This window comes from Oceanobacillus phoenicis (genome assembly GCF_047238145.1).
In the GTDB taxonomy this organism is placed as follows: Bacteria; Bacillota; Bacilli; order Bacillales; family Amphibacillaceae; genus Oceanobacillus.
Map to the genome: position 1 here is coordinate 1,928,919 of NZ_JBDFME010000001.1, position 19,832 is coordinate 1,948,750.

Here is a 19,832-nt window from a genome sequence, read left to right on the forward strand (position 1 = left end):
TAATAAGTATGTTTAGATAAAAGACGGATGATGGCTAGGATAAGCGAGACATTCTTTTCTTAGATGGAATATTTCATAAAACTATTGGAAACGTAGACTCTTGTCTACGTTTTTTTGTTTGACTATGCTAAAATGGTATTCAGTTAACAAGCAATGGAAGGAGCTGCAATTATGGTAGCGGTGGTCCGTACACAAGATTTATTGGATACTTTTAACCTGACTTTAGTATCAGGAGAAGATGGAATACAACGTGAGATTATAACAAGTGATATTTCTAGACCAGGAATAGAGATGACTGGCTATTTTAGATATTACCCTAAAGAACGCTTGCAACTTATTGGTAAAACAGAAATGGCTTATTTTCTAGATTTAAGTTCGGCTCAAAGAAGAGATCGTGCTGAACGGTTATGTACAGATATCACTCCGGGGATAGTGGTTTCAAGAGGAATGGATATCCCGGAAGAATTAAAAGAAGCATCGGAGAAATCTGGTGTACCTATTCTTCAATCGCCTCGAAAAACTACTCGAGTTATCAGCCGATTAACCAACTATTTAGAATCAAAGTTTGCTCCATTTACTGCTATACATGGTGTGCTCGTAGATATTTATGGAGTTGGTGTGTTAATTATTGGTCAAAGTGGCGTAGGTAAAAGTGAAACAGCTTTAGAACTAGTGAAAAGAGGCCATCGATTAGTCGCAGATGACAATGTAGAGATTCGGCAAGAAGATTATGATAGCCTAATTGGAAATGCTCCTCCTTTAATTGAGCATTTATTAGAAATCAGAGGGCTAGGTATTATTAACGTAATGACCCTATTTGGAGCGGGATCTGTACGCAGTAAAAAGCGAATTTCTTTAGTTATTAATCTTGAGAATTGGGATGAGAAAAAACAATATGATCGTCTTGGTTTGGATGAAGATATGATGAAAATCATGGATGTACATTTACCAAAAGCAACCATACCTGTTCGTCCTGGAAGAAACCTTGCAGTAATAATAGAAGTAGCTGCAATGAACTTCCGATTAAAACGAATGGGAGTGAACACAGCAGAAGAATTTTCAGAGAGATTGTCTACAATGATTGAAAAAGGAGAACTGGAATAAAGGAGGAGTAAACTATGCTACATACTGCGGCCCCAATTGATAGAGTATTTATAGAAATTGGTCCTATTTCGATATATTGGTATGGCATAATTATTGCATTTGGTGCAATATTAGCTATTTACCTTGCTTCTAAAGAAGCGGATCGACTAGGATTAACAAAAGATTTAATGTTAGATTTCGTTATGTTTGCCGTTCCAATTGCAATTATCTTTGCAAGAATATACTATGTATTTTTTGAGTTTGATCAGTATACTAATGGTCCCTGGTGGAAGGTCTTTGCAATTTGGGAAGGTGGAATAGCTATCCATGGTGCAGTGATTGGAGGAGTATTAACGGCGATTGTTTTTGCTAAAGTAAGAAAGGTCTCTTTCTGGCAAATAGCTGATATTGTTGCTCCTAGTCTTATCTTAGGGCAGGCTATTGGAAGATGGGGAAACTTTGTAAATCAAGAAGCTCATGGTGGCCCGATTTCGCAAGCTACATATGAAAGTTTTCATCAATACTTGCCTGATTTTATAATGAATCAAATGACTATTAACGGTGTCATGTATCATCCGACATTCTTATATGAATCGATATGGAATATCTTAATTTTTGTTGGGTTATTGCTCTTGCGTAAGTACAATCCAATTCGAGGTGAAGTATTCTTAACTTACGCAATTTCGTATTCTGTTGGCAGGTTCTTTATTGAAGGATTACGTACAGATAGTCTATATATGTTCGATATAATTCGTACAGCACAATTTATTTCTATTTTAATTATCGTTGTGTCTATAATTCTAATTATATATCGTCGTAAAACCGTTAGCGATCGTTATTTAGATGCACCGCCGAAAAACAAAAATACGAAGAAAACATCAAATCAGAAAAAGAAAAAATAAAGTCCAACATGACTAGTCAGGGGTTGAATAATATGTCTGGTACACTACAAAGAGGGTTTTGGGAAGGACTTCATACTACATGGAAATTAGGTAAGATTATTTTTCCAATAACATTAATTGTTACAATACTTCAGTTTACGCCAGTTTTACCCTGGTTTATAGAGCTTATTTCTCCTATGATGGGATTATTAGGTTTATCAGGAGAAGCAGCTGTGCCGTTAGTTTTAGGGAATGCATTAAACCTTTATGCAGGTATTGCTGCGATTATTTCATTTGATTTTACCGTTAAAGAAGTATTTATTATGGCAATTATGTTATCTTTCTCTCATAATTTATTCGTGGAATCTGCAGTTGCGACAAGTGTAGGTGTTAAGTGGTGGATTATCGTTGGTGTACGAGTCGGATTAGCGTTGTTTTCTGCATTTATTATTAACCTAGTATGGAATGGTGGTACAGAGTTGGCGCAATATGGATTTGTGTCTGATTCTGCATCTTCTCCAAATGGGTGGGGAGAAATTATATGGAATGGTACACAAACGGCAGTAATTGCTATTGTACAGTTAGCTTGTATTGTAATTCCGTTAATGATCATTATGCAATTCATGCGTGACCGTGGATGGTTAGACGCTATGTCGAATAAGATGGCCCCGTTTATGCGATTGCTAGGTATTGATAAAAGTGCATCTATGACGATGGTTGCAGGTTTAACCATCGGTCTAGCATATGGAGCTGGGTTAATGATACAAGCTGTGAAAGAAGATAATGTGTCCAAAAAGGATATGTCTCTCGCATTAATTTTTCTCGTATCTTGTCATGCTGTAGTGGAAGATACGCTGGTATTTATTCCACTGGGTATACCTGTTTGGCCGTTACTGGTTATTCGGTTGTTAACAGCAATTATTCTCACAATGACGATTGCATACTTCTGGAATAAACATGACAACAAGAAAAGAAAGGAAATGATTCATGAGCATTCGTACCATACTCTTTGATCTTGACGGAACTCTTATTGACACAAATGAGTTAATAACGGCTTCCTTTGAACATACATTTAGACAATATGATCTCCAATTTAGTAATGAAGAAATCTTAAAGTTTAATGGTCCGCCTCTTATAGATACGTTTAACAAAATTGATGTAACAAGAGCTGATGAGATGATTTCAACCTATCGCGAGCACAATATTCGTGAACATAATAAGTTTGTAACAGCTTTTCCTCGTGTATACGAAACATTAGAAGAACTGAAGAGAAGAAACATATCTCTAGGGATAGTGAGTACAAAAATGCGTCATACGGTGCAAATGGGGCTTGATTTAACAGGTATATCTAAGTTCTTCTCTACGGTCATAACATATGATGATGTGACTCATGCTAAGCCGCATCCAGAACCGGTACAGATGGCAATGAAAAAACTAGACGCTATTCCTGAGCAAACGATGATGATAGGCGACAATCATCATGATATTGTATCGGGCCAAAGAGCAAATGTACAAACAGTAGCAGTAGCATGGTCATTAAAAGATAGGAGCTATCTAGAAAGTTTTCATCCAGATTATTTTATTGACGATATGAAAGATATCTTAACAATAGTAGGTGATTCTTGTGCGTAAAACAGAGCGCTATACTGTGAAGCGTGCGAATTCATTATGGCAAATATATGATACTGTACCGTTTTGGAAAGTCATACGAAATTTTATAGTGATTCAAATTGCAAGGTATACTCCTTTCCTAGAAATAAAAAATTGGCTATATAGAAATATATTAGATATGAAGATCGGAGAAACCACCTCTTTTGCATTAATGGTAATGCCCGATATTATGTTTCCCGAGAAAATAAAAGTGGGTAATAATTGTGTGATAGGATATAATACAACAATTCTAGCCCATGAGTATCTTATCAAAGAATATCGCCTAGGAGATGTTCACATTGGTGATGAAGTTATGATCGGTGCGAATTCTACCATTCTCCCAGGTGTAACTATTGGTGATGGGGCAATTATCTCTGCTGCAACATTAGTACATAAAGATGTACCAGCAGGAGCTTTCGTTGGTGGAAACCCGATGAAAATTATATATACGAAAGATGAGATGGAAAGAAATAATAATATGATTAATGAAGAATAGGTGGTGTATAATGGAACTTCCTAAAGGAGTTTTACCAGCCGTTCGACAAATGAAAGATTTCGATAAGGCATTAGAAACAGACCATGAGTATATTGTTATTTTAGAATCTAGACTCGTACAGTTAAAAAGCTTGATTGAATATAGTCATCGTAACGGAAAAAAAGTATTAGTACATTTTGATCTTATTCAGGGATTGAAAGCAGATGAATATGGAATGGAATTTTTAAATAGAGAAATGAAGCCAGATGGTGTTTTATCTACACGAGGGAATGTGATTGCTTTAGCAAAAAAGTATAAGCTTCTTGCAATTCAACGAATATTTCTCCTAGATAGTCTTGCATTAGACCAAAACATGAAATTAGTCCGGAAATTCCAACCTCATTGTATTGAATTACTACCAGGATTGATACCGAATATAATTCAACAAGTAGGAACACAGACAAAAATACCAATTATTGCTGGTGGTCTAATTCGAAAAAATGAAGAAGTGAATAATGCTCTAGAAGCAGGAGCGATAGCGGTATCTACTTCAAATACAACGTTATGGAAATAAACAGAAAGGTCCAACTATCTTATGATATTTTTGGGCCTTTTGTCGATTAATGATGAATTGGAAAGAATTTCTTATAGGAAAAACTGTTGACAACGCTTTCAGTATTTTGTACTATTTATATACAAGTTAATTTGTGGTGGAGACTAGGAGACCTACATTTCAATCGTACTCAAATATTGGGGTATGCTAATTGAAGTGTGGGTTTTTTTATTACTACAAAGGGTACTTGATTAAAAGGGAGGTAGTTTGTATGACTGAGTTCATGGCAGAATTAGTCGGTACTATGATACTTATTATATTCGGTGGAGGTGTAGTAGCTGGCGTCTCTTTAAAGATGTCGAAATCTGAAGGTACAGGTTGGGTACTTATTACTTTAGGTTGGGGTCTAGCAGTTACACTTGGTGTTTATGCAGTAGGTAATTTTACTGGGGCACATCTTAACCCAGCAGTAACTGTGGGTTTTGCCGCTGTAGGTGATTTTCCTTGGGCGAAAGTACCACTTTATATTCTTGCCCAAGTAATCGGTGCCATTGTTGGTGCTATAATTGTTTTCCTTAATTACTTACCACACTGGAAGGTTACAGAGAGTAAAGAAGCAAAATTAGGTGTATTTGCAACAGGGCCAGCAATTCGCAGTCCATTTTCTAACTTAATTAGTGAAATGATTGGTACATTTGCATTACTTTTGGGACTGATGTTTATCGGTTCAAATGATTTTACAGAAGGTTTAAATCCGTTAATTGTTGGGGCGTTAATTACTGCGATTGGTATTTCATTGGGTGGAACAACAGGCTATGCAATTAACCCAGCACGTGACCTTGGACCACGTATAGCACATGCAATTTTACCGATTCCAGGAAAAGGAAGTTCTGACTGGGGCTATGCATGGATTCCCATTTTAGGTCCTATTTTAGGTGGTGTGTATGGCACATTATTTTATGACAGTGTTTTTCTAGCTAATTACACCTTCCCGTTTTGGGTAATGACTATTTTTGTATTAATATTATTTATAGGAGCAGCAGTGAGTGAGTTGAAAACGGGTTCAAACCCTGCTGAAAAAATGAATCAAAAATTAAGATAGGAGGAGGATTTTGATATGTCTGAAAAATTTATTTTGTCTATTGACCAAGGAACAACAAGCTCTCGCGCAATACTTTTTAATCATAAAGGTGAAATCGTAGAATCTGCTCAAAAGGAATTTGAGCAATTCTTCCCGAAACCAGGTTGGGTGGAACACGACGCAAATGAGATTTGGACGTCTGTATTAGCTTGTATTGCCGATGTGTTAAGAAAAGCAGATATAGAGGCTAACCAAATTGAAGGAATTGGAATTACCAACCAACGCGAAACAACTGTAGTTTGGGATAAGAATACGGGTAGACCAATTTATAAGGCCATTGTTTGGCAATCTCGTCAGACAGAAGGGATTTGTAAAGAACTAAAAGAACAGGGACATGAAGATACAATTCGTCATAAGACAGGTTTATTAATTGACCCTTATTTCTCTGGTACAAAAGTAAAATGGATTTTAGATAATGTAGATGGAGCTAGAGAAAAAGCAGAAGCTGGAGAATTATCATTTGGAACGATTGATAGTTGGTTAATATATCGATTATCTGGTGGTAAAACACATGTGACAGATTACTCCAACGCTTCTCGTACATTAATGTTTAATATTTACGATCTTAAATGGGACGATGAGTTATTAGAAATATTGGATGTACCGAAAAGTATGCTTCCTGAAGTAAAACCATCTTCTGAAGTATATGCACATACCGTTTCTTATCATTTCTTTGGTGAAGAAGTACCCATTGCGGGTGTAGCTGGAGACCAGCAAGCTGCTTTATTCGGTCAAGCTTGTTTCGATCAAGGAATGGCTAAAAATACGTATGGTACTGGTTGTTTCTTATTAATGAATACAGGTGAAGAACCAGTACGCTCTAAACATGGTCTACTCACTACTATTGCTTGGGGAGTAGATGGTAAAGTTGAGTATGCATTGGAAGGTAGTATCTTCGTTGCTGGATCTGCTATTCAATGGCTTCGTGATGGATTAAGACTTATTGAATCAAGTCCTCAAAGTGAAAAACTAGCATCGCAAGTTGAGACAACAGATGGTGTCTATTTGGTACCAGCGTTTGTTGGTCTTGGAACACCTTACTGGGATAGTGATGCTCGAGGAGCTGTCTTTGGTTTAACTCGTGGAACAACGAAGGAACATTTTGTTCGTGCAACATTAGAATCTTTAGCATATCAAACAAAAGATGTCATGGACGCAATGTTGGCGGATTCTGACATTGATTTGAAGAAATTGCGTGTTGATGGTGGTGCTGTTAAAAATAATTTACTAATGCAGTTCCAGAGTGATATTCTAGGAGTAACCGTTGAACGACCTGTTGTTCAAGAAACAACTGCATTAGGTTCAGCTTATTTAGCAGGTTTAGCTGTAGGGTTCTGGAAAGATAAAGATGAAATTGCAAAACAGTGGTTAAATGAAAAAACATTTGAAAATAAAATGGATGAAGAAGAAAGTGCACATCTTTATAAAGGATGGAAAAAGGCCGTTGAAGCCACTCGTTCATTTAAATTTGAATCATAATAAAAAAGAAAACTGTCTCGAATATGAGGCAGTTTTCTTGTACAAAAATAAGAAAGTATAAGTCACTTCACCATCGTATACCTTTATCTCAAAAGTAAAAAGGAAGTTCGACCAATGTCAAACCAACTTCTGAAAATCTGGCGCGCACTTGCTATGTTTCTAAACTGATACTTGCGTCTTTCTTCCAATATTATGAAAAAAGGAGAATAATACTTATGAAAAAAATCCTTAATAATCCAAATGATGTTGTATCAGATATGGTCTCTGGGATGATACAAGCTTTTCCAGAAAAACTAGAACAAATTGAAGGAACAATGGTAATTAAACGTAAGGAATTATCTTCAAATAAAGTTGGTCTTGTTAGTGGTGGAGGAAGTGGTCATGAACCTGCCCATGCTGGATATGTTGGTAAAGGAATGTTAGATGCAGCAGTTGTAGGAGAAGTATTTACCTCACCTACTCCAGATCAAATTTTAGAAGCAATAAAAGCTGTAGATACTGGGAATGGAGTTCTTCTCATCGTAAAAAACTATACAGGAGATGTGATGAACTTTGATATGGCGAGTGAATTAGCCGAATCCGAGGGGATAGAGGTAGAACAAGTTATTGTTAATGATGATGTAGCGGTAGAAGATAGTGACTTCACTACTGGCCGCAGAGGAATTGCTGGCACGGTATTTGTACACAAAATTGCTGGAGCAATGGCTGAAACAGGAGCTACATTAAAAGAAGTGAAGGAAGTTGCAGAAAAAACAATTAAGCAAGTTAGGTCTATGGGAATGGCACTTACTCCATGTACAGTACCTGCTGCAGGTAAACCAAGTTTTCAGTTAGAAGACAATGAAATGGAAATTGGTATTGGAATTCATGGAGAAGCAGGTATTGAGAGAAAACCAATAACATCTGCTGAAAATATTGCCAATGAACTTACGCAAAAAGTACTCGACGACCTTCGATTGCAATCAGGTGAAGAGGTCGCAGTGATGATCAATGGGTTAGGGTCTACACCAGAAATGGAATTATTTATTTTACAACAGCACGTAAATCGACTGCTGAAGGATAATAACTTATCCGTGTTTCGTACGTATGTCGGTGAGTTTATGACATCTCTTGAAATGGCAGGCTGTTCAGTCACTTTATTGAAAGTGGACGATCAATTAAAATCTCTTTTAGAAGCAACTAGTGAAGCTACATCATTTCGTGTCTAAGGAAAGGAGAATATTCATTGAAACTACAGGTAAACGATATAAGAAAATGGATGGAAGTATCAAACCAATTAATTCAAGAGAATAAGTCCTATCTTACAGAGTTGGACCAAGCTATTGGTGACAGTGATCATGGAATAAATATGGCAAGAGGTTTTCAAGAAGTCATAACAAAGATTCAAGATCAAACCTACGAGACTCCCACAGATATGTTAAAGGATGTTGCGATGACGTTAATGTCTAAAGTAGGAGGAGCGGCTGGGCCACTTTATGGTACTGCTTTTCTTAAATTATCGATGGCTTGGAAAGATAAAGATGAGATTCAGTTAAATGATATAAAAGGTGGACTACAAGCTGGCCTGGATGGTATTAAACAACGAGGCAAAGCAACCTCAGGTGAGAAAACGATGATTGATGTTTGGGAGCCTATTGTGCAGTTATTAAGTGAAAATGATAATATTGACTCCTCATTCTTTGAAGAAACAGCAAAAAAAGCAATGAATGATACCAAAGATCTAAAAGCAACCAAAGGAAGGGCATCCTATTTTAAGGAAAAATCAATTGGTCATATCGATCCGGGTTCAGCATCTTCTTATTATATATTCTCAGCATTATCAACTTCTTTAGAAGGAGCGTAGTTAACATGGGACAAGTTGGAATTGTGCTTATTTCGCACAGTGCAAAAATAGCAGATGGTACAAAAGAGTTAGTGCAGCAAGTAATGAAAGATGTTTCTATTGAAGTAGCTGGTGGTACCGATGAGGGAGAGATTGGCACAAGTATCGATAAGATCCTCTCAGCTATTAATAAGGTAAATAACGATAATGGAGTTCTACTTTTATACGATATTGGCAGTGCAAAAATGAATGCCGAAATGGCAATTGAAATGACCGAAGTAGATGACGTGGAAATTATCGAAGCTCCAATAGTGGAGGGAGCTTATGTGGCAGCCGTCGAAGCTGGTATGGGGAAAGAAAAACAGGAAATTATCGAAGCTGTAACGCAATCTTTTTCTAAACAAAGAGATTAACCTCTGTACATTAACGATGGGTTATGTTACACTATATTTAAGTTAATAATGATGGACGGAGAATTCAGGAGAAACCGCAATTTACTGGTAGTGTATATACCAGTGATTTTGCGGTTTTTTCTTTTTCTCTACATGATTATATTTAAAAACGGGTAAAGTGATTATAAGAATAACTATTAAACGGGAGTGTAATAAAAATGAATCAATTTTCAAGCTATAAACGAAAAGATACATTAGATGCTTTACAGAAGGAAAAATTAGACTTACTAGTGATTGGCGGAGGTATTACTGGAGCAGGAATATCTTTAGATGCTGCAACTCGTGGATTAAATACGGGACTAATCGAAATGCAAGACTTTGCAGCTGGTACATCTAGTCGATCAACTAAGCTGGTTCACGGTGGGTTACGTTATTTACAACAATTTGAAGTGAAGATGGTCGCAGAAGTTGGTAAAGAAAGAGCAATTGTATATGAAAATGGACCACATGTAACAACACCAGAATGGATGTTACTTCCATTTCATAAAGGAAGTACGCTTGGACCATTCACATCCAATATCGGTTTAAGAGTGTATGACTTTTTAGCAGGTGTTAAAAAAGATGAACGTAGAGTAATGTTCAAACCAAAAGAAGTAATTGAACGTGAACCTTTAATTAAACAAGAGGAGTTACGTGGCGGTGGTTACTATGTTGAATATAAAACAGATGATGCCCGCTTAACAATCGAAGTTATGAAAAAAGCTGTAGAACAAGGTGTACATGCTATAAACTACACTAAAGCGGTTGACTTTGTTTATGAAAACAGCAAAGTGGTCGGAGTTGTTGCAGAAGACTTAATTACAGGAGAACAACGCAAAATCTATGCGAAAAAAATCATAAATGCTGGTGGACCATGGGTAGATAATGTACGTGAATTAGATGGTTCTAAAAAAGGAAAGACCCTTCACTTAACAAAAGGAGTTCATCTTGTATTCGATCAAAAAACATTCCCATTACAACAAGCAGTCTACTTTGATTCACCTGACGGCCGTATGATTTTTGCTATTCCACGTGATGGAAAAGCTTATATTGGTACTACTGATACAACCTATGAAGGAGATATTGCTCATCCAGTAGTGACAGAGGATGATCGTGATTATTTATTAAAAGCTATTGCTTATATGTTCCCTTCTTTACAGTTAAAACCAGAAGATGTGGAATCTAGTTGGGCAGGGTTGCGTCCATTAATTGCACAAGAAGGCGCAACAAGTCCAAGTGAAATTTCGCGTAAGGATGAGATTTTCCAATCGGATTCTGGATTACTCTCCATGGCGGGTGGAAAATTAACTGGTTATCGCAAAATGGCTCAACATGCAGTTGATTTAGTATCAAAACAATTAAAAGAAGAGGAAAATATTCTTTATACGGATTGTCAAACCAAGCATTTACCAATATCTGGTGGCGATGTTGGTGGATCAAAAGGATTTGAAGCATATAAAAAAGATAAAATAAAAGAAGCGATCGAATTAGGTCTTTCCGAAGAAGAAGCGCTTCAAGTTATTCAACGTTATGGTTCAAATGTAGAAACAGTGTTAGACATTTATAAAAATCAAAAAGAAGAAGCAAATAAGTATGATATTGATCCTATCGTATTTGCAGAATTGGTATATGCAATAGAATACGAACTTGCATATAAACCGGTGGACTTCTTTATCCGTCGAACTGGTGCATTATTCTTCCAACGTCCCTGGGTAGAAGCACATATGGATAAAGTTCTTCCATATATGAAGGGGAAATTACAATATACTGATGAGCAATTTAATGAGTATACAGACCAACTGAAAGAATTGTTATACGAAACAACTCATCCAAGTAAATAATGTTTCATGAAATAAATATACTTGCAGTTGAAGATCTCTCTTTAAGTATTTACCTAAAGCAGTAGGGTAAAAAAAGCATCTCCAGCGTCGTATGAAATATAACGGCGTATAGGAGGTGCTTTTTATCATACTATAGAGGTGATGATATAGTAACAAAGCACAAAATTCGATTTTTATGGAGTTTGAGAATTATGGAAGATTCAATTATAACTTACTATTTCTTTACTTGAGAACTGTATGATTTAGCTTTTAAAATTCTTACAAATTTTGCAATGTGAGTAGACAGTATGGTGATATCATATATAGTGTGATATACTTTGGACGAATGTTTAGAAAATAGGGGGATACACATGCAATCTAAAGGTAAAAAAGTTGAATATAATAAGGTGATCCCTTTTATCCCTGAAGGAGATTTTTATTATACAAAAGGTGTTGAAGCGTTTAAAAAACGCAAATTCGACATTGCTATTAAATGGATGAAGAAAGCGATGGAACAAAAACCAAAAGACCCTTTATATAAATGCCAATTATCTATTATATATACCGAAGTAGGTGCTTATCATAAAGCAAATCAATTATTAACCGAAGTCTTGCAGTCTAGTGATTATATAGATTGCTATTATTTGATTGCAAATAATTATGCTCATCTTGGTCTGTTGTATGATGCAAGAAAATATGCTCAGTTCTATTTGGATAAGGAACCAGACGGAGATTTTAGTGAGGATGCAAATAGATTACTTGAATTAATACAAATTGATGAAGATATGGACGACTTAGATTTAGAGGATGAAGATGAACTACTCATTTTTCAAGAAACCGCATTTTATCATATGGAAAATAGTGAATGGACAAAAGCTATTCCGATTATTGAAGAAATGATAGAGTTATTCCCAGATCATATTTTAGCAAAACATGATTACGCACAAGCAATTTTTTATACAGGTAAGCAAACTGAAGCTATTCAGATTGAGCAAGATATTCTGGAAGAAGACCCAAATTCTTTGTACAGCCATATGAATTTAGCTTTATTTTATTATGAACAAAAAGATCCTGCATATGAAAAGCATATTCAGGCATTACTAAATATATATCCAATACATGTACAGCAAAAACTGCGTGTAGCAGTAACTTTAGCACGTACAGGGCATGCGGAAGCAGCTTATAGTAGGTTTAAACAACTTGCTAAAGAACCAGTGAAAACACATCTATCTTATTATAAATGGTATAGTATTTGTGCATATAATTGTGGAGACCCAGGAAAAGCTTTGGATATCTGGGAAGAAGGCTGCAAAAAACACCCACGATTATCTGATGAAGAAGGTCCCTGGAATAATAAATAAGTAATGAGCAAAAAGATAGACGTATAACAATCGATTAATTAAACTAGATGATGGAATTAAATAGAATACGGGGGCAATTTATATGTCCGAACAAAAAATGTATGATGTTATTATTGCGGGAGCAGGTCCAGCAGGAATGACAGCGGCAGTTTATGCATCACGAGCAAATTTGGAGACATTAATGTTAGAAAGAGGAATACCTGGTGGTCAGATGGCTAATACAGAAGATGTAGAGAACTACCCAGGTTTTGATAATATATTAGGCCCGGATTTATCGAATAAAATGTTTGAACATGCGAAAAAATTTGGTGCTGAATATGCATATGGTGATATCAAAGAAGTAGAAGATCATGGTGATTATAAATTAATAAAAGCAGGGAATAAAGAGTATTATACTCGTTCCTTAATTATTGCAACTGGTGCTCAATATAAAAAGCTTGGAGTCGAGGGAGAAGAAGCCCTTAGCGGTAGAGGTGTATCTTATTGTGCAGTATGTGATGGTGCATTCTTTAAGAATCGTAACCTTGTAGTAATTGGTGGAGGGGATTCAGCAGTTGAGGAAGGCATCTATCTTACACGGTTTGCTAATAAAGTAACTATAGTGCATCGCAGAGACAATCTTCGTGCTCAAAAGATAATACAAGATCGTGCATTTGATAATGAAAAAATAGATTTTATTTGGGATACGGTCGCAGAGACCATTAATGGTACTGATGGGAAAGTAAGTAGTGTTACATTAAAAAACACAAAAACAAATGAAGTGAATAATTTTGATGCAGATGGTGTTTTCATTTATATCGGAATGGTTCCGTTAAATGAAGCGTTCCTATCACTAGGAATTACCAATGATGAGGGATATATAGCAACGAATGAAAATATGGAAACATCGATTCCTGGAATATATGCTGCTGGAGATATTAGAGACAAAGAACTTCGACAAATTGTTACAGCAACTGGAGATGGGAGCATTGCTGCAGAGGCTGCAATAAAATATGTCGAAGATTTAGAGGAAAAGTTGAAAAGCAAGTAATTCTTAAGGTATCTTATAGAAAAATTTACCAATAGTAACTGCTTTTTAATCCTGTTGTAATACGTACGAAATATTTATGGGGTACACTATAAATAACTAATTGACCCCCTTTTAATAGATAGATTAGTTATTTTGCACAGGTTGTTATAACCTGTGCTTTTTTTGCGATAACTTGTCCAGTTTTGTCGAGTATTCTAAGTTCTTTTAATTGCTTGTTGGGGTGAATTACTTCATTGTATAATATATGTTAGAGTTAATATAAAAAACATCTAATCTATATATAGAAAAGAATGCAATAAAGGGGCGAGGATAATGAATCAAGAACAAGAAACGAAGCTCGTAATCATTACTGGAATGTCAGGTGCAGGGAAAACAGTCGCTATTCAGAGTTTTGAGGATTTAGGGTATTATTGCGTTGATAATTTACCTCCTGCATTACTTCCAAAATTTTTAGACTTGATGAAAGATGCAACAAATAATATTCAAAGAGTTGCATTAGTCATGGATTTACGGGGAAGAGAATTCTTTGATTCACTCTTTGAAGCCTTAGATGCATTAGCTAAAGAGAATTGGTTAGAAGGCCATATTTTATTTTTAGATGCCAAGGACGAAGCTTTAGTAACGCGCTACAAAGAGACAAGACGTTCTCATCCATTAGCTACTGGTGGATTGCCATTAGATGGAATAAAACAGGAAAGAGAAATCTTGGATGAACTAAGAGGAAGAGCTCAACGAATTATTGATACGACGAGTTTAAAACCGAGAAATTTACGAGAGAAAATATTGAAAGTATATAAAGAAGAAAAGCAAGAAGTATTCTCTGTACATTTTGTATCTTTTGGTTTCAAGTATGGGCTTCCTATTGATGCCGACCTTGTATTCGATGTGAGATTCTTACCAAACCCTCATTATGTAGCAAACTTACAACCGTTAACGGGATTAAATCCAGATGTATCCTCATATGTATTCAAATGGACGGACACGCAGACATTTATTGATAAAGTAACAGATTTACTTAAATTTATGCTTCCTCAATATAAAAAAGAAGGGAAGTCACAACTTGTGGTAGCAATTGGCTGCACAGGTGGACAGCACAGATCAGTAGCATTAGCTGAGCATTTCTCTAAAGGTTTAAGTAATGGGTATACTACCCATGTAAGTCATCGTGATATAGACAAAAGGAAGGTTTTATAATATGGGGACAGTAAGCAAACCAAAAGTAGTAGCAATTGGTGGAGGAACTGGAATGCCTGTATTATTAAGAGGTTTGAAAAAACTACCTATTGACTTAACAGCAATTGTTACTGTAGCGGATGATGGAGGTAGTACAGGTAGAATTCGTACCGAAATGGAAATACCTGCACCAGGAGATATTCGGAATGTAATTGCTGCACTTTCTGATGCTGAACCAATGCTATTAGAGTTGTTTCAACATCGTTTTACCCAAGGAAATGGATTATCCGGACATTCTATGGGAAATCTTTTGTTAGCAGCAATGACTTCAGTTACTGGCAATTTTAACAATGGAATTAAAGAAATTTCTCGAGTTTTAAATGTAAAAGGAAAAATATATCCAATATCGAATGAAAATATGTCATTACACGCTGAAATGATAGATGGAGAAATTGTTTCAGGTGAGTCAAATATTCCGCTAGCTCAAAAGAAAATAAAACGAGTATTTCTTGAACCTCAACCTGTCAAACCATTACCAAACGCTGTAAGAGCGATTAAGTCCGCAGATTTAATCGTGATTTCTCCTGGTAGTCTATATACTTCGATTATGCCTAATTTAATTGTTCCACAAGTAAAAGAGGCAATCGCTTCTTCAAAAGCAAAAGTCGTATATGTATGTAATGCAATGACACAAGACGGTGAAACCACGAATTACACAGCTTCTGATCATGTAAAAGCAATTCATGATCATATTGGTGAAGCGTGTATAGATGCAATCGTTGTTCATGATAAGAAAATTCCAGATGAAATTCAAGCTCTTTATAAAAGCGAGAATGCAATGCCGGTGACATTTGATGAAAAAAGATTAAACGATATGGGCTTGCATGTGATTGCAGGAAATATTTTAGCCGAGTCACATGGTTCTTTACGACATGACAATGAAAAGATAGCATCATTACTATTTGATTTTGTGTAATTTGTATAAATTTTATAAGAAAAGGGGGGAGTAACATGTCTTTCGCATCCGAAATAAAAAAAGAATTGACAGCGATAGAATCAGAAAAATGTTGTCAATTAGCAGAACTGGCAGCCTTGGTCAGGATGAATGGTGCAATTTCCATTTCACGCCAAGGTTATTCTTTAGATGTACAAACAGAGAATGCAGCAATAGCGAGACGCATCTATACATTGATTAAGGAGAACTATTCGATAGCAGTTGAATTACTCGTCCGTAAAAAAATGAAATTAAAAAAGAATAATGTTTATATTGTACGATTAAAAGAGGAAGTACAATTACTTCTAGAAGATCTAGATTTAATTGAAAACCAATATACAATTGTACGAACAATCTCAAATAAATATTTGGAAAAAGAATGCTGTCAAAAGTCTTATTTAAGAGGTGCATTTTTAGCTGGAGGATCGATGAATAATCCTGAAACATCATCCTATCATTTAGAAATCTTCAATTATTATGAAGAGCACGCAGAATCTTTACAGAAATTGTTGAATTCCTATGGCCTTCATGCACGATTATTAGAACGAAAAAATGGCTATATCGTATATATGAAGGAAGCGGAAAAGATAACCGAATTCCTAAGTATTATTGGTGCACATCAAGCATTATTTAAATTTGAAGATGTACGTATTGTTAGAGATATGAGGAATTCTGTTAATCGACTTGTGAATTGTGAAACAGCTAACTTGAATAAAACAATAGGAGCGGCATTTCGACAAATTGAAAATATAAAATTAATTGAGCGAACGGTTGGACTCGATCAATTGCCTGAGAAATTGCAAGAAATAGCAAAACTTCGAATACAGTATGAAGATGTTTCATTGAAAGAACTAGGTGAATTGGTTGCCAGTGGTACCATCTCAAAATCAGGTGTGAATCACCGACTAAAAAAAATAGATGAGTTCGCTGAAAAGATTAAACGAGGAGAAACCTTATCTTAGACAAGTAATGCGGTAACTAGAGTATTATGATATAATACGATTAATTTCATAATATTTATAATTTAATGATGTGTTTGCTGATAGATAATTCTCTATCAGAAACTATTTGATAGCGTTTTCGAGTTTAGGGGAGGATGAGAGTATTGATAGAAAAATTGGTAACGGTTGAATTAGATACCGGATTACAGGCTAGACCGGCTGCACTATTTGTTCAAGAAGCAAATCGTTTTTCATCACATGTCTTTTTAGAAAAAGATAATAAGAAAATAAATGCAAAAAGTATAATGGGACTGATGAGTCTGGCAATTACAAAAGGAGAACAAATAAAATTGATTGCTGAAGGACCTGATGAGGATACAGCAATAGAGCATTTAGAAAAATATGTATACGATGTAGAAGCTTAAAATAACAAATATGTAGATAGTAACAATATCTTAAAAGACTACTATAATACCAAGGGTTAATGGTAGTCTGGTTTTATGTATACGATATACAGTCTCCTTTAAAATGTAGAAACTTATCTAGATAAAATAAATAATATTAATGTAGCATTAAAAGACGAAGCTTAATAATTTAAAGGAGTAAGATTAAAAAATGCCTCGCAATAAAGATGAAGATTCAAAAGAGCGTATTTTACAGATTGCTGAAGAATTGTTTATGAAAAAAGGGTATCGCTCTGTTACCACTCGTGAAATCTCAGCTAGATGTAAGATATCTCAACCAGCATTATATTATCATTACCCAGATAAAGAATCCTTGTATATTGAAATGTTAACAAGGTTTGTAAAGAGAATTAAATCCAAATTAAATTTGATCTCTGATGAACCTTTGGAACAACGGTTACGATTAATGTTGGAGATATTAGCTGATGAACACCCTACTAGTATTATGATGATGATTCATGATATTTCGGTTGAATTTAAACATGAGAACAAACATAAAATTTATTTATTATGGAGAGAAACATACTTAGAGCCGTTTATTAACGTGTTTGAAGAATTGAAGGAAAAAGGTAAATTAAGAAAACATATTGCCCCTGAAGATGCTGCAAGATTTTGTTTGTTAACGATGGGACAAACAATGTCGACTTGGACTAGAAACACTCAATCATTATCCACTCAGTATGATTTACTTGTTGATTTTATTTTACATGGTACAGTAAATTCATAATATAAAAATCTTAAGAGGTTAAGGCAGACAAAGTATTTAACTTAGGTGGAAGCATTTGGATTTCATAGAAAATATCTTATTATGAAATTCATTCAGCTAAAAAATATTGACTTGATCTCTTTTATTATGCGGTTTACTTATCAATTGATAAGTACCGCATGGTGGTATAAAAAAACTATTAAAAATAATTTTACTAGTACTACTCTTATTATTACTTGTAAGTGGTTTGACCTTTTATTATTGGACTCAACAAACCTATGAACCATCTAGTAAATTAAAGTTAGTGGATGTAGATGAGGTAACGTATTTCGAAGATTGGTTAGTCTTTGACTCAAAGGGAGAAGGACAAACTAAAGGAGGAATCATAATATATCCAGGAGCTAAAGTAGAACCAGAAGCATACAGCTATTACGGTCAAGAATTATCCAAACATGGATATTTTGTAGCGATACCTAATGTGCGATTAAATTTACCAATTTTAGAAATTGATAAAGCGGATGAAATCATAGATAAATATCCTTCTGTGGGAAATTGGTTTATTGGAGGTCATTCATTAGGAGGCGTTGCTGCAGCAAACTATGCAAAAAATCATTCAGATGTAATCACAGGTATTTTTTTCCTAGGTTCTTTTCCAAGTGAAAATAGTGATTTTAGTAACACTTCTATACCTATCTTATCTTTGTTTGCAGATAAAGATGGTCTCACTACACTCGATAAAATAGATGAGTCGGCTAATTTACTATCTGAGAATACGGTAATGAAAGAGATAAGTGGAGGAAATCATTCGCAATTTGGTGTTTATTGTGAACAAAAGGGTGATGGCGAGGCTACTATTTCTGTAGTTGAGCAACAAAACATAGTCATAGAGTCCATCTTAGATTGGGTGAATAACGAATAGACATATAATTTATAAACGAATGTAAGGAGGAACCTATATGGATGGCTATTTATACTTTTTATATACATTAATTTATATTGGTATATTAATCTTTTCTATAGATAGAAGAAACATCATTTCTTATTCTTCACGCCGTTCATTTATTTATCTAGTTATTGTTGGACTTATAGTAGATAATGCAATTGTTGCAATAGGGAGATTTATAGGAGAAGGATCTTTATTAGAAAACTTAAGTTACCTTCGTTATTGGAGTCATGCATTTTTAACACCAACATTAGTTATTTACTGTATTGGGATTTTGGAAAAATCTAAAAATATTAACATAAGGAAAACAGCGCTCTATGGAGCTACATTAATCACAATTTTGTTAATTACAGTTGAGATACAATCTGAACTTCTAAATTTAACGCTACAACCGCAGTGGGAATTTGGTGTTTTGCGTTATATACCTACAGAAATTTCTTACGGACCACCAATTATGATTCTAATTGTTACCTTCATTCTACTATTGACGGGAATCCTATTATGGATATTTGAGAAATGGATATGGATGTTTGTTGGAGCTAGTTTAATGACTATAGGTAGTATTGTATCTTTTCCTATTGAAAGTGGAGCAATCACAAACGGATTTGAAGTAATATTAATCATCTTTTTAGTATTTACAAAACGACATGTAGAAAGAGATTTATAATACATATAACGGGTAGTAGTAGCCCCGCTACAAGACGGTGGAACTGGTGTGGCGATTGATTACAACATGCAGAATTTAACGAAAAGAGTGGATGGGGATGTCAGGTGGTAAAATTCATCAGATTAACAATGATGGATTTACATTTGATCTCGGAATAGGTAGGGTGGATAATAGTATTATATGCTTATTCAAAATCGTAGGAAATTGTTGGATATTAA

General features: G+C 35.1%; 21 protein-coding genes. All 21 read left to right on the plus strand.

All coding sequences use genetic code 11. The features are described 5' to 3' along the window. Positions 1-171 precede the first annotated feature (171 nt). The 21 genes from hprK to ABC346_RS09705 all read left to right on the plus strand — a co-directional run bounded on the left by hprK (position 172) and on the right by ABC346_RS09705 (position 19,614). Entirely contained in the window at positions 172-1,104 is a 933-nt protein-coding gene (gene hprK, locus ABC346_RS09605) for an HPr(Ser) kinase/phosphatase (protein ID WP_413234648.1), read from the plus strand. Positions 1,105-1,118: 14 nt separating this feature from the next. Then, positions 1,119-1,985, plus strand: a complete 867-nt coding sequence (gene lgt / locus ABC346_RS09610) for a prolipoprotein diacylglyceryl transferase (RefSeq protein ID WP_413234649.1) — start codon at positions 1,119-1,121, stop codon at positions 1,983-1,985. A gap of 32 nt (positions 1,986-2,017) precedes the next feature. Then, on the plus strand, positions 2,018-2,977 hold the full coding sequence (locus tag ABC346_RS09615; protein WP_413234650.1) for a nucleoside recognition domain-containing protein: 960 nt from the start codon (positions 2,018-2,020) through the stop codon (positions 2,975-2,977). Beyond that, on the plus strand, positions 2,952-3,596 hold the full coding sequence (gene ppaX, locus ABC346_RS09620) for a pyrophosphatase PpaX (RefSeq protein ID WP_413234651.1): 645 nt from the start codon (positions 2,952-2,954) through the stop codon (positions 3,594-3,596). The genes ABC346_RS09615 and ppaX overlap by 26 nt, the downstream gene beginning before the upstream one ends. Next, positions 3,589-4,110 (plus strand): acyltransferase, encoded by a 522-nt coding sequence (locus tag ABC346_RS09625; protein ID WP_413234652.1) that lies wholly within the window; start codon positions 3,589-3,591, stop codon positions 4,108-4,110. Before ppaX ends, ABC346_RS09625 begins: the two co-directional genes overlap by 8 nt. Before the next feature lie 10 nt (positions 4,111-4,120). Beyond that, entirely contained in the window at positions 4,121-4,663 is a 543-nt protein-coding gene (locus ABC346_RS09630) for a glycerol-3-phosphate responsive antiterminator (protein WP_413234653.1), read from the plus strand. A gap of 250 nt (positions 4,664-4,913) precedes the next feature. Beyond that, the gene (locus ABC346_RS09635) at positions 4,914-5,744 is read left to right on the plus strand and encodes an MIP/aquaporin family protein (protein ID WP_413234654.1); all 831 of its coding nucleotides are present in this window, start codon (positions 4,914-4,916) and stop codon (positions 5,742-5,744) included. A 15-nt stretch (positions 5,745-5,759) separates the two neighbouring features. Continuing rightward, complete coding sequence (gene glpK, locus ABC346_RS09640) at positions 5,760-7,262, plus strand: glycerol kinase GlpK (protein ID WP_413234655.1); 1,503 nt, start codon at positions 5,760-5,762, stop codon at positions 7,260-7,262. Between the two features lie 215 nt (positions 7,263-7,477). Then, positions 7,478-8,470 (plus strand): dihydroxyacetone kinase subunit DhaK, encoded by a 993-nt coding sequence (dhaK, locus tag ABC346_RS09645; RefSeq protein ID WP_413234656.1) that lies wholly within the window; start codon positions 7,478-7,480, stop codon positions 8,468-8,470. 17 nt (positions 8,471-8,487) lie between these two features. Continuing rightward, on the plus strand, positions 8,488-9,105 hold the full coding sequence (gene dhaL / locus ABC346_RS09650; protein ID WP_413234657.1) for a dihydroxyacetone kinase subunit DhaL: 618 nt from the start codon (positions 8,488-8,490) through the stop codon (positions 9,103-9,105). Between the two features lie 5 nt (positions 9,106-9,110). Beyond that, entirely contained in the window at positions 9,111-9,497 is a 387-nt protein-coding gene (gene dhaM, locus ABC346_RS09655; RefSeq protein ID WP_413234658.1) for a dihydroxyacetone kinase phosphoryl donor subunit DhaM, read from the plus strand. 197 nt (positions 9,498-9,694) lie between these two features. Beyond that, positions 9,695-11,356 (plus strand): glycerol-3-phosphate dehydrogenase/oxidase, encoded by a 1,662-nt coding sequence (locus tag ABC346_RS09660; RefSeq protein ID WP_413234659.1) that lies wholly within the window; start codon positions 9,695-9,697, stop codon positions 11,354-11,356. A gap of 350 nt (positions 11,357-11,706) precedes the next feature. Further along, the gene (locus ABC346_RS09665) at positions 11,707-12,696 is read left to right on the plus strand and encodes a tetratricopeptide repeat protein (protein ID WP_413234660.1); all 990 of its coding nucleotides are present in this window, start codon (positions 11,707-11,709) and stop codon (positions 12,694-12,696) included. An 82-nt stretch (positions 12,697-12,778) separates the two neighbouring features. Continuing rightward, positions 12,779-13,726: a thioredoxin-disulfide reductase gene (trxB, locus tag ABC346_RS09670; RefSeq protein ID WP_413234661.1), complete on the plus strand. Its 948-nt coding sequence runs from the start codon at positions 12,779-12,781 to the stop codon at positions 13,724-13,726. Between the two features lie 312 nt (positions 13,727-14,038). Continuing rightward, positions 14,039-14,920, plus strand: a complete 882-nt coding sequence (gene rapZ, locus ABC346_RS09675) for an RNase adapter RapZ (RefSeq protein ID WP_413234662.1) — start codon at positions 14,039-14,041, stop codon at positions 14,918-14,920. 1 nt (position 14,921) lies between these two features. Continuing rightward, positions 14,922-15,875: a gluconeogenesis factor YvcK family protein gene (locus ABC346_RS09680; protein WP_413234663.1), complete on the plus strand. Its 954-nt coding sequence runs from the start codon at positions 14,922-14,924 to the stop codon at positions 15,873-15,875. A 35-nt stretch (positions 15,876-15,910) separates the two neighbouring features. Beyond that, positions 15,911-16,855 carry a DNA-binding protein WhiA gene (whiA, locus tag ABC346_RS09685; protein WP_413234664.1) on the plus strand — a complete coding sequence of 315 codons (945 nt, stop codon included), beginning with the start codon at positions 15,911-15,913 and terminating at the stop codon, positions 16,853-16,855. Positions 16,856-16,998: 143 nt separating this feature from the next. After that, entirely contained in the window at positions 16,999-17,259 is a 261-nt protein-coding gene (locus ABC346_RS09690; protein WP_413234665.1) for an HPr family phosphocarrier protein, read from the plus strand. Positions 17,260-17,449: 190 nt separating this feature from the next. Continuing rightward, on the plus strand, positions 17,450-18,025 hold the full coding sequence (locus tag ABC346_RS09695; protein ID WP_413234666.1) for a TetR/AcrR family transcriptional regulator: 576 nt from the start codon (positions 17,450-17,452) through the stop codon (positions 18,023-18,025). 226 nt (positions 18,026-18,251) lie between these two features. Then, entirely contained in the window at positions 18,252-18,923 is a 672-nt protein-coding gene (locus ABC346_RS09700; protein ID WP_413234667.1) for an alpha/beta hydrolase, read from the plus strand. Positions 18,924-18,960: 37 nt separating this feature from the next. Continuing rightward, positions 18,961-19,614 (plus strand): hypothetical protein, encoded by a 654-nt coding sequence (locus ABC346_RS09705; RefSeq protein WP_413234668.1) that lies wholly within the window; start codon positions 18,961-18,963, stop codon positions 19,612-19,614. Positions 19,615-19,832 lie beyond the last annotated feature (218 nt).

Bases quoted from the DNA above. Each gene is read 5' to 3' on its own strand.
- whiA (WP_413234664.1), top strand. From the start codon at position 15,911: ATGTCTTTCGCATCCGAAATAAAAAAAGAATTGACAGCGATAGAATCA.
- ppaX (WP_413234651.1), top strand. From the start codon at position 2,952: ATGAGCATTCGTACCATACTCTTTGATCTTGACGGAACTCTTATTGAC.
- ABC346_RS09680 (WP_413234663.1), top strand. From the start codon at position 14,922: ATGGGGACAGTAAGCAAACCAAAAGTAGTAGCAATTGGTGGAGGAACT.
- ABC346_RS09665 (WP_413234660.1), top strand. From the start codon at position 11,707: ATGCAATCTAAAGGTAAAAAAGTTGAATATAATAAGGTGATCCCTTTT.
- lgt (WP_413234649.1), top strand. From the start codon at position 1,119: ATGCTACATACTGCGGCCCCAATTGATAGAGTATTTATAGAAATTGGT.
- rapZ (WP_413234662.1), top strand. From the start codon at position 14,039: ATGAATCAAGAACAAGAAACGAAGCTCGTAATCATTACTGGAATGTCA.
- ABC346_RS09705 (WP_413234668.1), top strand. From the start codon at position 18,961: ATGGATGGCTATTTATACTTTTTATATACATTAATTTATATTGGTATA.
- ABC346_RS09615 (WP_413234650.1), top strand. From the start codon at position 2,018: ATGTCTGGTACACTACAAAGAGGGTTTTGGGAAGGACTTCATACTACA.
- glpK (WP_413234655.1), top strand. From the start codon at position 5,760: ATGTCTGAAAAATTTATTTTGTCTATTGACCAAGGAACAACAAGCTCT.
- ABC346_RS09660 (WP_413234659.1), top strand. From the start codon at position 9,695: ATGAATCAATTTTCAAGCTATAAACGAAAAGATACATTAGATGCTTTA.
- ABC346_RS09635 (WP_413234654.1), top strand. From the start codon at position 4,914: ATGACTGAGTTCATGGCAGAATTAGTCGGTACTATGATACTTATTATA.
- ABC346_RS09695 (WP_413234666.1), top strand. From the start codon at position 17,450: ATGCCTCGCAATAAAGATGAAGATTCAAAAGAGCGTATTTTACAGATT.
- hprK (WP_413234648.1), top strand. From the start codon at position 172: ATGGTAGCGGTGGTCCGTACACAAGATTTATTGGATACTTTTAACCTG.
- dhaK (WP_413234656.1), top strand. From the start codon at position 7,478: ATGAAAAAAATCCTTAATAATCCAAATGATGTTGTATCAGATATGGTC.
- dhaM (WP_413234658.1), top strand. From the start codon at position 9,111: ATGGGACAAGTTGGAATTGTGCTTATTTCGCACAGTGCAAAAATAGCA.
- trxB (WP_413234661.1), top strand. From the start codon at position 12,779: ATGTCCGAACAAAAAATGTATGATGTTATTATTGCGGGAGCAGGTCCA.
- ABC346_RS09630 (WP_413234653.1), top strand. From the start codon at position 4,121: ATGGAACTTCCTAAAGGAGTTTTACCAGCCGTTCGACAAATGAAAGAT.